Annotated in this window: 17 protein-coding genes; all 17 read left to right on the top strand. The window is 40.4% G+C overall.

The window, feature by feature from the left end; translation table 11 throughout:
* The first annotated feature begins 6 nt into the window (after nucleotides 1-6).
* The 17 genes from uvrA to hisIE all read left to right on the top strand — a co-directional run bounded on the left by uvrA (nucleotide 7) and on the right by hisIE (nucleotide 14,912).
* Complete coding sequence (gene uvrA / locus ACH6EI_RS22165; protein WP_028412038.1) at nucleotides 7-2,883, top strand: excinuclease ABC subunit UvrA; 2,877 nt, start codon at nucleotides 7-9, stop codon at nucleotides 2,881-2,883.
* Between the two features lie 87 nt (nucleotides 2,884-2,970).
* Nucleotides 2,971-3,282 carry a hypothetical protein gene (locus ACH6EI_RS22160; protein ID WP_013059730.1) on the top strand — a complete coding sequence of 104 codons (312 nt, stop codon included), beginning with the start codon at nucleotides 2,971-2,973 and terminating at the stop codon, nucleotides 3,280-3,282.
* A 38-nt stretch (nucleotides 3,283-3,320) separates the two neighbouring features.
* Nucleotides 3,321-4,412 (top strand): DUF4097 family beta strand repeat-containing protein, encoded by a 1,092-nt coding sequence (locus ACH6EI_RS22155; protein WP_028412039.1) that lies wholly within the window; start codon nucleotides 3,321-3,323, stop codon nucleotides 4,410-4,412.
* A gap of 41 nt (nucleotides 4,413-4,453) precedes the next feature.
* Nucleotides 4,454-4,648, top strand: coding sequence for a PspC domain-containing protein (locus ACH6EI_RS22150; RefSeq protein WP_013059728.1), 195 nt, complete (start codon nucleotides 4,454-4,456; stop codon nucleotides 4,646-4,648).
* Between the two features lie 2 nt (nucleotides 4,649-4,650).
* Nucleotides 4,651-5,016 (top strand): phage holin family protein, encoded by a 366-nt coding sequence (locus tag ACH6EI_RS22145; protein WP_013059727.1) that lies wholly within the window; start codon nucleotides 4,651-4,653, stop codon nucleotides 5,014-5,016.
* A 191-nt stretch (nucleotides 5,017-5,207) separates the two neighbouring features.
* Nucleotides 5,208-6,143: an HPr(Ser) kinase/phosphatase gene (gene hprK, locus ACH6EI_RS22140; protein ID WP_028412040.1), complete on the top strand. Its 936-nt coding sequence runs from the start codon at nucleotides 5,208-5,210 to the stop codon at nucleotides 6,141-6,143.
* A gap of 16 nt (nucleotides 6,144-6,159) precedes the next feature.
* Nucleotides 6,160-6,993 carry a prolipoprotein diacylglyceryl transferase gene (gene lgt, locus ACH6EI_RS22135; protein WP_028412041.1) on the top strand — a complete coding sequence of 278 codons (834 nt, stop codon included), beginning with the start codon at nucleotides 6,160-6,162 and terminating at the stop codon, nucleotides 6,991-6,993.
* Nucleotides 6,994-7,053: 60 nt separating this feature from the next.
* Entirely contained in the window at nucleotides 7,054-7,701 is a 648-nt protein-coding gene (ppaX, locus tag ACH6EI_RS22130; protein ID WP_099331331.1) for a pyrophosphatase PpaX, read from the top strand.
* Nucleotides 7,698-8,225 carry an acyltransferase gene (locus tag ACH6EI_RS22125; protein ID WP_013059723.1) on the top strand — a complete coding sequence of 176 codons (528 nt, stop codon included), beginning with the start codon at nucleotides 7,698-7,700 and terminating at the stop codon, nucleotides 8,223-8,225. Before ppaX ends, ACH6EI_RS22125 begins: the two co-directional genes overlap by 4 nt.
* Nucleotides 8,226-8,408: 183 nt before the next feature.
* Nucleotides 8,409-9,590 carry an ATP phosphoribosyltransferase regulatory subunit gene (locus ACH6EI_RS22120; RefSeq protein ID WP_028412043.1) on the top strand — a complete coding sequence of 394 codons (1,182 nt, stop codon included), beginning with the start codon at nucleotides 8,409-8,411 and terminating at the stop codon, nucleotides 9,588-9,590.
* The gene (hisG, locus tag ACH6EI_RS22115) at nucleotides 9,590-10,222 is read left to right on the top strand and encodes an ATP phosphoribosyltransferase (protein WP_397378082.1); all 633 of its coding nucleotides are present in this window, start codon (nucleotides 9,590-9,592) and stop codon (nucleotides 10,220-10,222) included. The genes ACH6EI_RS22120 and hisG overlap by 1 nt, the downstream gene beginning before the upstream one ends.
* Before the next feature lie 15 nt (nucleotides 10,223-10,237).
* Nucleotides 10,238-11,506 (top strand): histidinol dehydrogenase, encoded by a 1,269-nt coding sequence (gene hisD / locus ACH6EI_RS22110; protein WP_028412044.1) that lies wholly within the window; start codon nucleotides 10,238-10,240, stop codon nucleotides 11,504-11,506.
* A 74-nt stretch (nucleotides 11,507-11,580) separates the two neighbouring features.
* Nucleotides 11,581-12,165, top strand: coding sequence for an imidazoleglycerol-phosphate dehydratase HisB (hisB, locus tag ACH6EI_RS22105; protein ID WP_013059719.1), 585 nt, complete (start codon nucleotides 11,581-11,583; stop codon nucleotides 12,163-12,165).
* Nucleotides 12,166-12,813 (top strand): imidazole glycerol phosphate synthase subunit HisH, encoded by a 648-nt coding sequence (gene hisH / locus ACH6EI_RS22100; protein WP_034264272.1) that lies wholly within the window; start codon nucleotides 12,166-12,168, stop codon nucleotides 12,811-12,813. It abuts the gene before it with no gap.
* Entirely contained in the window at nucleotides 12,800-13,534 is a 735-nt protein-coding gene (gene hisA / locus ACH6EI_RS22095) for a 1-(5-phosphoribosyl)-5-[(5-phosphoribosylamino)methylideneamino]imidazole-4-carboxamide isomerase (protein ID WP_099331330.1), read from the top strand. The genes hisH and hisA overlap by 14 nt, the downstream gene beginning before the upstream one ends.
* Nucleotides 13,534-14,292, top strand: a complete 759-nt coding sequence (gene hisF / locus ACH6EI_RS22090; protein ID WP_025752585.1) for an imidazole glycerol phosphate synthase subunit HisF — start codon at nucleotides 13,534-13,536, stop codon at nucleotides 14,290-14,292. Before hisA ends, hisF begins: the two co-directional genes overlap by 1 nt.
* Complete coding sequence (gene hisIE / locus ACH6EI_RS22085; protein ID WP_033580421.1) at nucleotides 14,289-14,912, top strand: bifunctional phosphoribosyl-AMP cyclohydrolase/phosphoribosyl-ATP diphosphatase HisIE; 624 nt, start codon at nucleotides 14,289-14,291, stop codon at nucleotides 14,910-14,912. The genes hisF and hisIE overlap by 4 nt, the downstream gene beginning before the upstream one ends.
* Nucleotides 14,913-15,045: the final 133 nt, after the last annotated feature.

Below are 15,045 nucleotides of genomic sequence, written 5' to 3'. Positions count from 1 at the left end.
TAAAACATGGCGATGGAAAAAATCGTGGTAAAAGGTGCACGAGCCCACAATTTGAAAAATATCGATATTGAAATCCCGCGAGACAAATTAGTGGTATTAACAGGGTTGTCAGGTTCTGGTAAATCTTCTTTAGCTTTCGATACAATCTATGCTGAAGGACAAAGACGTTATGTCGAGTCACTTTCGGCGTATGCAAGACAGTTTTTAGGTCAAATGGATAAGCCAGATGTAGATTCGATCGAAGGATTGTCGCCTGCTATTTCAATCGATCAAAAAACAACGAGCCGAAACCCTCGTTCAACCGTCGGAACTGTGACCGAAATCTATGACTATTTGCGCCTTTTGTTTGCTCGTGTAGGAAAGCCGATTTGTCCTAATCATGGAATTGAAATTACGTCTCAAACGATTGAGCAAATGGTAGATAGAATTTTAGAGTACCCTGAACGTACAAAACTTCAAGTACTGGCCCCTGTGGTATCTGGCCGAAAAGGCACCCATGTAAAAGTATTAGAAGATATTAAAAAGGAAGGGTACGTTCGCATTCGAGTAGACGGAGAAATGCGTGAAATAACAGAAGAAATTGAACTGGAAAAAAACAAAAAGCACTCCATTGAAGTAGTGATTGATCGCGTTGTTGTCAAAGAAGGTGTAGCCGCTCGTTTGTCGGACTCTTTGGAATCAGCTCTTCGCCTTGGAGATGGGAAAGTAATTATTGATGTAATAGGTGAGGAAGAATTACTTTTTAGCGAGCATCATGCTTGTCCAAAATGTGGCTTCTCCATTGGAGAACTTGAGCCCCGCATGTTTTCATTTAATAGTCCGTACGGGGCGTGTCCAACGTGTGACGGGTTAGGAACGAAATTGGAAGTGGATAAAGATTTAGTGATTCCTAACTATGACTTAACACTTCATCAGCACGCTATTGCACCTTGGGAGCCAACAAGTTCTCAATACTATCCGCAGCTGCTTGAAGCCGTATGTACACATTACGGCATCGACATGGATGTGCCGGTTCGAGATATCCCGGAACATTTATTTGATAAAGTATTATATGGCAGCGGTAAAGAAAAAATTTACTTTCGCTATGAAAATGATTTTGGCCAAGTAAGAGAAAATCATATCGAATTTGAAGGTGTGCTTCGGAACGTAGAACGCCGTTATCATGAAACAAGTTCTGATTATATCCGTGAGCAAATGGAAAAATACATGGCTCAGCAAGCTTGTCCAAAATGTAAAGGAAATCGTTTAAAACGCGAAAGCTTAGCGGTGCTTATTGACGAAAAGCATATAGGAGATACAACACGCTTTTCAGTAAAAGAAGCATATGACTTTTTTGAAAGTCTCAGTTTATCTGAAAAAGACATGAAGATTGCGGATATGATACTGCGTGAAATTCGTGAGCGTCTAAGCTTTCTCATTAACGTGGGACTTGATTACTTAACATTGAACCGCTCTGCTGGAACTCTTTCAGGAGGGGAAGCGCAGCGCATTCGCTTGGCTACTCAAATCGGTTCTCGTTTGACGGGGGTTCTTTATATTTTAGATGAACCTTCTATCGGTCTTCATCAACGTGACAACGATCGCTTAATTCGCACAATGCAAGACATGCGCGATATTGGAAATACGTTGATTGTTGTAGAGCATGATGAAGATACGATGATGGCAGCTGATTATTTAATTGATATCGGACCAGGAGCCGGCGTACACGGGGGTGCCGTTGTTTCTCAAGGCACGCCTCAGGAAGTGATGGATGATGAAAATTCCTTAACGGGTCAATATCTATCAGGAGAGAAGTTTATTCCACTTCCAGCCGAAAGACGTTCGATAGATAAAGATCGGATGATTGAAATTATAGGAGCAAAAGAAAACAATTTAAAAAATGTAAAAGCAAAGCTTCCGTTAGGTGTATTCACAGCTGTTACAGGTGTATCTGGATCAGGTAAGAGTACGCTTGTAAATGATATCCTTCACAAATCATTGGCGCAAAAGCTGCATAAAGCAAAAAGCAAAGCAGGAGAACATAAAGAAATCAAAGGCATTGAACATTTAGATAAAGTCATTGATATTGATCAGTCTCCCATAGGCCGTACGCCTCGTTCAAACCCTGCAACCTATACGGGTGTATTTGATGACATTCGAGATGTATTTGCCCAAACAAACGAAGCAAAAGTGCGCGGATATAAAAAAGGCCGCTTTAGCTTTAACGTGAAAGGCGGCCGATGTGAAGCTTGTCGAGGAGACGGTATTATTAAAATCGAAATGCATTTCCTGCCAGATGTATACGTTCCTTGCGAAGTCTGCCACGGCAAACGATATAACCGGGAAACTTTAGAAGTAAAATACAAAGATCAAAACATTTCAGATGTGTTGGATATGACAGTTGAAGACGCGCTTCACTTCTTTGAAAACATTCCAAAGATTAAGCGGAAGCTACAGACCATTTACGATGTAGGGCTTGGCTATATCACGCTTGGACAGCCGGCCACTACTTTATCGGGTGGAGAGGCCCAGCGTGTAAAGTTAGCTTCAGAGCTTCACCGTCGCTCAACAGGAAGAACGCTGTACATTTTAGACGAACCGACTACCGGTCTTCATGTCGATGATATCGCACGTTTATTAAAAGTGCTTCAGCGTTTAGTTGAAAATGGAGATACAGTTCTAGTGATCGAACATAATTTAGACGTGATCAAAGCAGCTGATTATCTACTTGATTTAGGGCCTGAAGGTGGAGATAAAGGCGGACAAATTGTGGCTACGGGTACGCCAGAAGAAGTGGCGAAAGTAAAAGAATCCTATACGGGCCATTATTTGAAACCAATTTTAGAACGTGACCGTAAGCGTATGGAGAAAAAAGTTGAAAAAGCAGAGGCATTAACTCGTTAAAAGACACCAGCATTGGTGTCTTTTTTATAAAGAATGAAACTTTTTAACTCATTAAAACGTAATACATGATATAAGGAGCTGATTATTATGGAAGGAAATCGCATACTATCTTCCTTAAATTATTTTAGCGTTTTCTTTGCACCATTTTTATTACCTATTATTATTTATTTTGTTGTTCATAACATAGAAGTAAAGAAACATGCAAAAACTGCATTTTTGTCACATTTATTACCTATCGCTACAGCGATCTTGTTCTTATTTTTCTTGCTTCCTGCTCTTACTGGCTCTAGTGGAACGGTATTTATTCTTTTAATTGTAGCTTTAGTTGTTGTTTCTTTAGTTAATGTTGTTGTGTTTGTATGGAATATTGTAAAAGGGATACAAATATTAAGCAGATAAAAGTTAAATGACTAAAACGTAAAGAGGAGATGGAAGGTATGAGTGAAAAGCGCAAACAAATTTTACAGATGGTAGAAGAAGGGAAACTTAGCGTAGATGAGGCTTTAACCTTGCTGAATTCACTGGAAAAAGACTCAGCTAATGACTCTTACTATGCTACGCCTGATAAAGCTGAGCTATCCCCTTATGTAGGAGGAAAACAGAAAAAAACGTACGCTTCTAAGTCATCTCAAAGCTCTTTAAAGGAAAAATTATTTACATTTGTAGATCAAACGGTAAAAAAAGTAAAAGAAGGAGATTTAGATTTTAACTTTGGTCCTTCGATTGACGTTCAGCACATCTTTCAGCAATCAGAAGCATATATTCAAGAGATTGACGTAGATTTAGCAAATGGAAGCGTTCAACTCCGACCTTGGGGAAGTACAGAAGTACGAATAGAGTGTGAAGCTGCTATCTACAAAGTAGAGAATTCGGATGAAGCGCGCCGCACTTTCTTGCAGCATACCGCATTTTCCATCGAAAATGGCAAACTGCGCTTTGCAATTCAGCAAAAGCAAATGAAGGTGAAAGCGATTATTTATATTCCAGAAATGGAATATGAACGCGTCAAGCTCCGTATGTTTAATGGTTCAATCGATGGGGAAAGACTAAGCGTACGAGACCTGAAAGCCAAAACAGCTAATGGCACCATCCGCTTTTACGATGTGAATAGCCATTCTCTTGAAATGGAGACATCAAACGGGCATATGGAACTTTCTCGAATACTCGCTTCGAAATGTGAGCTTGAAACAATCAATGGAACGGTTAAATTTGATGGAGATACAAAAAAGATTGATGTTCAGACATTTAACGGGGATATTGATACGTATTTAAAAGGAGAGCGCATTGAAAAAGCATTTTTCAAAACGACTACAGGAAGCATTACGCTCTATACGCCGTCCCACCTCTCCGTTGATGGAGATTTGAAATCTAACTTTGGGAATTTTACGTGTACACTTCCTGAGATGGAAATAGTAGATGAGAAAAAAGAAACGGTGATGAAACAACTTCGTTTCAAAGCAAATGTCGCTTCGCCGAAAGGCTATAAATTGTTAGCTGAATCCAAAACGGGCTCAATTGTTATAAAATAGAAAATGCTTGTTTTAGTAAAAAAACAAAGGAGATGATTAACGTGCGAAAGTTGTATCGTTCGCGAACAAATCGCAAGCTTGCGGGTGTTATCGGCGGTATTTCTCAGTATATCGGAATAGATGCTTCACTACTCCGCGTATTGTTTATCATCAGTTTATTTTTTACAGTAGGTACTCCGGTCATTTTATATATGATTTTTGTGTTTTTAGTTCCAAATGAAGAAGGAGATTTCTAAAAATGTTATTGCGTGGAATCATTAGTATTTTAATCAATGCCCTCGTATTAATCGTAATCGCAGGTTATATTGACACCTTTCACTTGGAATCGGTCAGTGCAGCTATTATCGCGAGCTTAATTCTATCGATTTTGAATGTGTTTGTTAAGCCGATTTTAATTTTACTTACCCTGCCGGTGACATTTCTTACGCTTGGCCTATTCTTATTCGTCATTAATGCCATTACGCTGATGATTACACAAAGTGTTATGGGAGATTCTTTTAATATTGACGGGTTTGGTACAGCGCTTTTAGCCTCGGTAATTATGTCGCTTCTAAATGCGCTTATTCAACGAGTGATTGTTGAACCGCTTCAAAATAGAAGATAACTTTCTTGCAATATTTAATTTTCTAAAAAAGATGGTAAGGCGATGCAGCCTATGCCATCTTTTTTTTCTTTTCTTTCTGTATTAATGATAAAATAAAGTGGCTAGTAGAACCAAACGCGACATAAAAGCGAGAGTTGGATATACTGTAGACATGAACAGGTATATGACTGTTTATAAAAGGAGGATGCACGGTGGTTAAAGTACGTACAAAAGACATCATTGAGAAATTTAAATTAGAGCTTATTAGCGGAGAAGAAGGAATCGACCGCCCTATTTCAACGAGTGATATTTCACGTCCAGGTATTGAAATGGCAGGTTATTTTACATACTACCCAGCAGAACGTATCCAGCTGTTAGGTAAAACAGAACTATCATTTTTTAAACAGTTAGATGAGGAACAAAAAAAAGTTCGAATGGAAAAAATGTGTACAGATATCACGCCGGCTATCATTGTTTCCCGCGAAATGGATGTACCGAAAGAACTTATCGAAGCTTCAGAGCGTGAATCAGTTCCCGTGCTGCGTTCAAGCTTTAAAACAACGCGACTTTCCAGCCATTTAACGAATTTTCTTGAAAGCAGGCTAGCACCTACGACTGCCCTGCACGGCGTATTAGTTGATATATACGGAATTGGTGTATTAATCATGGGAAAAAGCGGCGTTGGTAAAAGTGAAACAGCTCTAGAGCTTGTTAAGAGGGGGCATCGTCTAGTAGCCGATGACTGTGTGGAAATCCGTCAAGAAGATCAAGACACCCTTGTAGGAAATGCGCCTGGTTTAATCGAGCATTTGCTTGAAATTCGAGGACTAGGGATCATCAATGTGATGACCCTATTCGGCGCAGGAGCTGTACGAAGCTATAAGCGAATTTCACTTGTTATTCAGTTAGAGACATGGGATCAGCAGAAACATTATGATCGCCTTGGTTTAGAAGAAGATAAAATGAAAATTATTGATACAGACGTTACAAAAATTACATTGCCAGTACGTCCGGGACGAAACTTAGCTGTTATCATTGAAGTGGCAGCAATGAACTTCCGCTTAAAGCGTATGGGTATTAACGCAGCAGAACAATTTTCTGCACGTCTAACAGATGTAATTGAAGAAGGAGACCGTGAAGATTTATAAGAAAGGGTGTTAACTTGTGGAAGCAACTATTCAGCCGTTAGATCGCGTTTTCCTTGAAATTGGCCCTCTAACGGTCTACTGGTATGGTGTCATTATCGGTGCAGGTGTTCTGTTGGGTCTTTATATTGCGACAAGAGAAAGCGTAAGAAGAGGCTTATCAAAAGATACATTTGTTGATCTTATTCTATTTGCTGTGCCAATAGCTATTATTTGTGCACGAATTTATTATGTATCCTTTGAATGGGGATACTATTCAAAGCATTTGAACGAAATACCTCAGATTTGGCAAGGCGGGATCGCCATTCATGGTGGCTTAATCGGAGGCGTATTAACTGCCATTGTGTATTCGAAAGTAAAAAAGATTTCATTTTGGAAGTTGGCTGATATTGCTGCGCCTAGTTTAATCCTTGGCCAAGCCATTGGGCGCTGGGGCAACTTTATGAATCAAGAGGCACATGGGGGGCCGGTTACCCGTGCTTTTTTAGAAGGGTTGCACCTTCCAAATTTTATTATTAACCAAATGTATATTAATGGTACATATTATCACCCTACGTTTTTATACGAATCATTATGGGATTTTGCCGGATTTATCCTGTTGATGGTACTTCGCCGCACCAGTCTGCGAAAAGGAGAAATTTTCTTATCTTATTTAATCTGGTACTCAGTTGGACGCTTCTTTGTAGAAGGGCTTCGCACGGATAGTTTAATGCTGACGCATACACTCAGAATCGCTCAAGTTGTTTCACTTGCACTGATTGTCATCGCCATTATTTTAATTATTATCCGCCGCGTGACGGGAATGAGTAAACAGAAATACTTAGAGAATGAAGAAGCACAATCTAAGGCGTAAATGAAGAAAAGCTACAAGGTTTAGACAAACTTGATTTGACGCAAGGGAAGGAAATGAATAATGACGATTAATACGGTTTTGTTTGATTTAGACGGTACGTTAATTGATACAAATGAATTAATTATTGCTTCGTTTACTCATACGCTTAATCACTATTATCCTGAACAATACACTCGTGAAGATATTTTACAGTTCATGGGTCCGCCTTTATACGACACGTTTGTAGAAATGGATAAAACGAAAGTAAACGAAATGATTGAGATGTATCGCACGCATAATCTAGCTAATCATGATTTGCTTGTGAAAAAATTTGAAGGCGTACTTGAAACAGTTAAATGGCTGCACGAGCAGAATTATAAATTAGGTATTGTCACAACTAAGCAAAGAAATACGGTCATGATGGGGCTTAAGTTAACAAAGTTAGATCAGTTCTTTGATACGATTGTCGCAATTGAAGACGTAACAAATGCAAAGCCGCATCCTGAGCCGGTCGAAAAAGCGCTGAATCTGCTTGATGCTAAACCTGAAGAAGCGCTGATGGTAGGAGATAACCATCACGATATCGTTTCCGGCCAAAGAGCTTACACGAAAACAGCTGGAGTTGCTTGGAGTGCAAAAGGAAGAGATCATATCGCTTCTTATAACCCTGATATTATTTTAGAAAATATGACGGATTTAATTGATATATTAAAAGGAGAACGTCAGTGAGAAAAACAACGCGCTATCCGGTTAAAGGAGCTAACTCCCTTTGGCATGTCTATAAGACCGTGCCTTTTTGGAAAGTAGTGCGCAACTTCCTCATCATTCAATGCGCTCGTTATACGCCTTTTCTTTCGATGAAAAACTGGCTGTATAAAGCGTGCTTAGGGATGAAAGTAGGACCTCAAACATCCTTTGCCCTTATGGTGATGCTCGATATTATGTTTCCTGAAAAAATACAAGTAGGACGCAATACGGTCATTGGATACAATACCACTATTCTCGCTCATGAATATCTGATAACGGAATATCGTCTTGGAGATGTCATCATTGGGGATGAAGTGATGATTGGAGCAAATAGCACCATCCTTCCAGGTGTAACAATCGGCAACGAAGCGGTTGTAGCGGCTGGAACGGTGGTTCATAAAGATGTAGCACCCGGTTTCTTTGTTGGAGGTAACCCTATGCGTGTCATCTATACAAAAGAAGAAATGGAAAAGCGCAGGGAAGCAGAACCTAAAGCCACAACTTAGCAAGAACTAAGCTGTGGTTTTTTTTGTAAATTTGAACAGCTGGCGGTTGACGGCTGACTTTATCGGGTGTAAACTATCAATAACTTTAATTTGTTATTTCGCTAATACATTAGCGTGATAAAGTAAAATCAACCTATCAATGGTTCCTTAATAGATAAAATCAAGCTTAAAGGACGTGTCAGAATGTCAAAGTTATTTATGTTTGAAAAACCCCTTGGAATGAGAGATACCCTGCCAGCTCTTTTTGAAAGAAAAAAACAAGTTCGCAGTCAGCTGGCAGATGAAATCAGCAGCTGGGGCTATCAATATATGGCAACACCTACTGTGGAATACTACGAGACGGTAGGAAGCGCATCAGCTATTTTAGATCAACAATTGTTTAAACTTTTAGATAAAGAAGGGCATACGCTTGTGCTGCGACCGGATGTAACAACGCCATTTGCACGTGTGGCCGCTTCAAAACTTTTAAATAATTCTCCTTTGCGCTTAGCTTATGAAGCAAATGTATTCCGAGCTCAGCAGCGTGAGGGTGGCCGCCCGGCGGAGTTTGAACAAATAGGCGTTGAGCTAATTGGAGACGCTACGATGAGCAGCGATGCTGAAGTCATTGCTCTCATGATCGGCGCATTAAAAAGAGCGGGACTTAAATCATTTAAAGTCGCAATTGGCCACATCGGGTTCGTTAATTCGCTTTTTTTAGAGATTGTCGGAAATGAAGAACGTGCTAACGTGCTTCGCCGCTTTTTATATGAGAAAAATTACGTGGGTTATCGTAATCATGTAAAAGATTTGAATCTATCTTCTATCGATAAACAGCGTCTCCTTCAGCTGCTTAACCTGCGTGGAGATGAAAAGAAGATTGAAGAAGCGGTTGAACTCGTTGAAAACGAAGCTGGGCAAAAAGCAGCCGGTGATTTGAAAAAGCTATGGAATATGCTTGATGCGTACGGTGTAACGGATGAAATTAAAATTGATTTTAACTTAGTCAGTCATATGAGCTATTACACAGGTATTTTATTTGAAGTTTTTGCTGAAAACGTTGGTTTCCATATCGGTAATGGAGGACGTTATGACCAGCTTCTTGAAAAATTCGCGTCTAAAACACCAGCTACAGGATTTGGAATTCAGCTCGACCGCTTAATTGAAGCGCTGGGCGAAGAAGTATATGAGCCTTCAGTAGTATACGGCATATTATATAGTCAAGAGCGTTTAGATGAGGCATTAGCTTTAGCTGCTGAACAGCGCAAGCAAGGATACCGGGTAGTGACTCAGGAAATTGCGGGCGTTGATGATGTTGATGTATTTACTGCACAGTTTGAAGAAGTCACGTTTCTAATTGGAAAACGAGGCAAGGGGGGACAATAATGAGTGAACTATTAACAATTGCAATGCCAAAAGGACGTATTTTTGAAGAAGCAGCTGAACTTTTGCGTCAAGCAGACTTTCAATTGCCGCCAGAATTTGACGATTCGCGCAAGCTGATTGTAGACATTCCTGAAGAGAACATGCGCTTTATTTTAGCGAAACCAATGGACGTTACTACTTATGTAGAATACGGAGTAGCGGATCTTGGTATTGCAGGCAAAGACGTAATGTTAGAAGAAGAACGAGATGTCTATGAGCTGTTGGATTTAAATATTAGTAAATGTCATCTGGCCGTTGCCGGCTTGCCTAATGCTAAAAAATCAGAAATTGCTCAAAAAGTGGCAACCAAATATCCAAATGTAGCATCTACTTATTTCAGGGAGCAAGGAGAGCAAGTAGAGATTATTAAATTGAATGGTTCGATTGAATTAGCGCCTTTAATCGGCCTTGCTGATCGGATTGTTGATATTGTATCAACAGGACAAACACTAAAAGAGAACGGACTTGTTGAATTGGAGCACATTGAAGGTATTACATCGCGTTTGATTGTGAACCCTGTAAGCTATCGTTTAAAAGACGAACGAATTGATGATTTAGTGAATCGTTTAGCCCAAGTGGTTCAACCTGTATAAAAGAGGTGACATACATTGAAAATTACACGTGTAACAGAACAAGTGAGCTTAAAGCGTACGATTGATCAAGGGACGAGTGCCCAAAGAGAAATTGTCGTAAATATTTTAAAGCAAGTGCAAGAGCAAAAAGACGAAGCTTTAAAAAGATATACAGCCCAATTTGACGGCGTTGAGCTTTCTTCTTTGCTTGTGACAGAACAAGAAAAGAAGCGTGCTTATGAGCTGGTTGATGCAGATATGCTGTCAATCATTCGTGAAGCTGCTGACAACATTCGTGATTACCACGAAAGAATGGTCGAGCAGTCTTGGATGACAACAAAAGAAGACGGCACCATTTTAGGGCAGAAAGTAACGCCTTTAGATGCAGTAGGTGTTTATGTACCGGGAGGTCTTGCAGCGTATCCTTCTTCCGTTTTAATGAATGTCATTCCTGCTCAAGTGGCAGGTGTAAAACGTATCGTGATGGTTTCACCTCCAGGAAAAGACGGCGCGCTTCCTGCTGGAGTAGTTGTAGCAGCGAGTGAGCTTGGGGTCGAAGAAATTTATAAAGTAGGGGGAGCTCAGGCAGTAGGAGCACTTGCCTATGGAACAGAAACAATTCAACCCGTCGATAAAATTGTAGGGCCTGGTAATATCTTTGTTGCATTGGCGAAGAGAGAAGTATATGGCTTAGTAGACATTGACTCAATTGCTGGACCTAGTGAAATTGTCGTACTAGCAGACGATACGGCTAAGCCGAACGAAGTGGCCGCTGATTTATTGTCTCAAGCAGAACATGACAAATTAGCTTCAAGTATTTTAGTTACGCCTTCTATGAAGTTAGCCGAAGCTGTTAAAGAAGAAGTGGAAAGGCAAGTAGAATCTTTACCACGTAAAGAAATTGCCAAACCTTCTATTGATAACCATGGCGCTATTTATGTGACCGGGTCATTAGAAGAAGCGGTTGAAGCTGTGAATCAATTAGCCCCTGAGCATTTAGAAATTATGACTGAAAGTCCGCTTGAACTTTTAGGTTCCATTCGTCATGCCGGTGCTATTTTTCTAGGAAGATACAGTTCAGAACCTGTTGGCGATTATTTCGCTGGACCAAACCATGTTCTTCCAACCAATGGGACAGCAAAATTCTCAAGTCCTTTATCAGTTGATTCATTTGTGAAGAAGTCTAGTATTATTTCATACAGCCAACAAGCCCTGCAGAAAAATGTCTCAAAAATCGCAGCGTTTGCTCGTTTAGAAGGGCTAGAAGCTCATGCAAGGGCGGTTGAAGAACGCTTTAAAAAATAAGGCGGAGATTAAAAAAAAGAGTAGAAATGTTCTTTTCTTTACTTATTACATGCACAGTTGAAAGGAGTTTCACAATGAGAGAGTCAAGTATTAAACGTACAACAAACGAAACGGATATTGCATTAGCGATTGGAATCGATGGAGAAGGAAAAGCGAACATTGATACAGGCGTTCCTTTTTTAAATCATATGCTCGATTTATTTACAAAACACGGACAGTTTAACCTTGATGTAAAAGCAGATGGAGACACGGAGATTGATGATCACCATACAACGGAAGATATCGGTATTTGCCTTGGTCAAACGTTCAAAGAAGCGCTCGGTGATAAAAAAGGAATTAAACGCTATGGAAATGCGTTTGTACCAATGGATGACGCGTTAGCCCAAGTCGTAGTAGATTTAAGCAATCGTCCTCATTTTGAATTTAAAGGTGACATTCCCGCTTCGCGCGTCGGTACATTTGATACAGAGCTTGTATATGAATTTTTATGGAAATTTGCATTAGAATCTCGCATGAATGTACATGTAATCGTACACTACGGTAAAAATACGCACCACATTATTGAAGCGGTATTTAAGGCATTAGCACGTGCTTTGGACGAAGCGACAACGATTGATCCGCGTGTCAAAGGTGTGCCTTCGACGAAAGGGATGTTGTAAATGATTGGCATTATTGACTATGGGATGGGAAACTTATACAGCGTAAGTAAAGCTCTTGAACGATTAAACTATGACTATATCATCTCCGCAGATCCTGCAGAACTAAGAAAGGCAAAAGGGCTGATTCTTCCTGGAGTTGGAGCATTCAAAGATGCGATGGAACAGCTGAATCAAACAAAGCTGACGGACTTTATTAAAGAAGAAGTAGAAAAAGGAATGCCTTTGCTTGGAATTTGTTTAGGTATGCAGCTTTTATTTGAAGAAAGCGATGAGAACGGTGTAACAAAAGGGCTGGAACTGTTAAAAGGGAGAGTCGAGCGTATTCCCGGCATTACTGCGGAAGGACAGACATATAAAGTTCCGCATATGGGCTGGAACTCTTTAGATTTTCATCAGCAGTCCGCTCTGCTTGATGGAATCAGTGCAGGTCACGTGTACTTTGTTCACTCTTATTACGTAAAAACAAACGACCAAGACGTGCTTTTAGCAACAAGTCCTTATGATGTTGAAGTTCCAGCAGTTGTTGGAAAAGAACACGTATTTGGCACTCAATTCCACCCTGAAAAAAGCAGTGCAATCGGAATGCAAATGCTTCAAAATTATGCAAACTTCGTAGAGAAAAGGAGCCCATCGTATGAGCAAATTTGAAATATATCCAGCCATTGATATGCGCGGAGGGAAGTGCGTCCGTTTGCTTCAAGGAGATTACACAAAAGAAACGGTGTACGGAGACTCTCCGGTAGATATGGCCACACAATTCGCAAGTGAAGGCGCTCAGTGGATTCACATGGTTGATTTAGACGGCGCAAAAGCGGCTAAGCGCGTGAATGATGAATTTGTGCTAGGCGTGAAAAAGAAATTAAATGTACGTGTGCAAATTGGAGGAGGCATTCGCTCAGAAGCTGACGTTGCTTACTATTTAGAAAACGGAATTGACCGCGTCATTTTAGGAAGTGCAGCTATTTCAAATCCTGAATTTGTGAAAAAAATGTTGAAGGAATATGGTGCGCGTATTGCTATTGGTATTGATGCACGTGATGGCTATGTTGCGACGGAAGGCTGGGTGGAAACATCTACAATCAAAGCGACAGAACTAGGAAAAGAATTGGCTAATGCTGGTGCGGAAACATTTATTTTCACGGATATTTCTACAGATGGTATGCTGTCTGGTCCTAATGTGGAAGGAATTGTTGAAATGGCTAAGGCTACTGGAAAAGGTGTGATTGCATCAGGGGGAGTTAGTAAGCTTGCTGATCTAGATGCACTAAAGAAATATGAAGCTGACGGCATTATTGGTGCGATTGTAGGGAAAGCACTTTATACAAATAAGTTTACAGTAGCTGAAGCACTTCAAGAGGTGAAAGCGTAATGATTACAAAACGAATCATTCCTTGTTTAGATGTAAAGGACGGCCGTGTGGTAAAAGGAGTTCAGTTTGTGGAACTTCGAGATGCAGGAGATCCTGTAGAGTTGGCGAAATTTTATGATGAAGAAGGCGCAGACGAATTAGTCTTTTTAGATATTTCTGCTTCTCATGAAGGACGCAAAACAATGGTACATGTTGTAGAAGAAGTAGCATCTCAGCTAGCGATTCCTTTTACGGTGGGCGGAGGAATTAATGCATTAGAAGATATGAAGAGAATGCTTCGTGCTGGTGCAGACAAAGTGTCATTAAATACAGCGGCAGTACTCAATCCAGCACTGATTACAGAAGGGTCCGACTTTTTTGGAGCTCAGTGTATTGTGGTAGCAATCGATGCTAAGTACGATGAAAGCTTACAATCATGGCGAGTCTATACACACGGAGGCCGCAATGCAACGGACTGGGAAGTAATCGACTGGGCAAGAGAAGCAGTGAAGCGCGGTGCGGGTGAGATCTTGTTAACGAGCATGGATAAAGACGGCGAAAAGTCAGGGTTTGATTTAGCGTTAACCAAAGCAGTCAGCCAAGCGGTGAGCGTTCCTGTTATTGCTTCTGGCGGCGCAGGAAATGGTCAAGATTTTGTCGATGCGTTTGAAAAAGGAGAAGCTGACGCGGCTTTGGCGGCTTCGATCTTTCACTATAAAGAAACATCTGTAAAAGAAATTAAAAGCTATGCAAAACAACAAGGAGTGAGCATTCGATGACGATTGAAAACATTAAATTCAACAGTGATGGACTTGTGCCAGCTATTGTACAAGATGCTGTGAGCAAAGAAGTTTTAACATTGGCTTATATGAACGAAGAATCACTTCAAAAATCAATTGATACATGTGAAACATGGTTTTACAGCCGTTCTCGACAAGAGTTATGGCACAAGGGCGCAACCTCTGGGAACACACAAAAAATTGTGAGCATGGCATATGACTGTGATGCTGATTCTCTTGTTGTAAAAGTGGAGCCTCAAGGTCCTGCTTGTCATACGGGGGCTTACAGCTGTTTTAATGAAACAATTCTTGGCGAAAATAAACAAAATGATAATCGGTTTGCTATTATTAATGAGCTAGAAGAAGTGATTGCTAAGCGTGAAGCTGAAATGCCAGAAGGAGCTTATACGACGTACTTATTCGATAAAGGCGTAGATAAAATCCTCAAAAAAGTAGGAGAAGAAGCAGGTGAAGTGATTATTGCAGCAAAAAATCGTGACCATGATGAGCTGAAGTGGGAAGTTGCGGATTTACTGTACCACGTACTTGTTTTACTTCGTGAGCAAAAGCTGCCTTTGGACGATGTCCTATCAGTATTAAAGGAACGTCACTCTAGCTAATAGCTACATAGTGAAAGGAGAGAAGGAGTTGTCTCATTTTAGATAAAAGAGGCAAAACCTTCTCTTATTTGCGTCAAGAAACGACTGCTTGCAGGCTCCTTTTTTGAATAGAGGTATTAAACTTCTTGGCAAA

The sequence above is a fragment of the Priestia sp. JSM ZJ58 genome (assembly GCF_044383985.1).
GTDB lineage: Bacteria > Bacillota > Bacilli > Bacillales > Bacillaceae_H > Priestia > Priestia zanthoxyli.
Note: the sequence above shows the minus strand (reverse complement) of the source record. Positions and strands in the feature narration are given on the sequence as shown.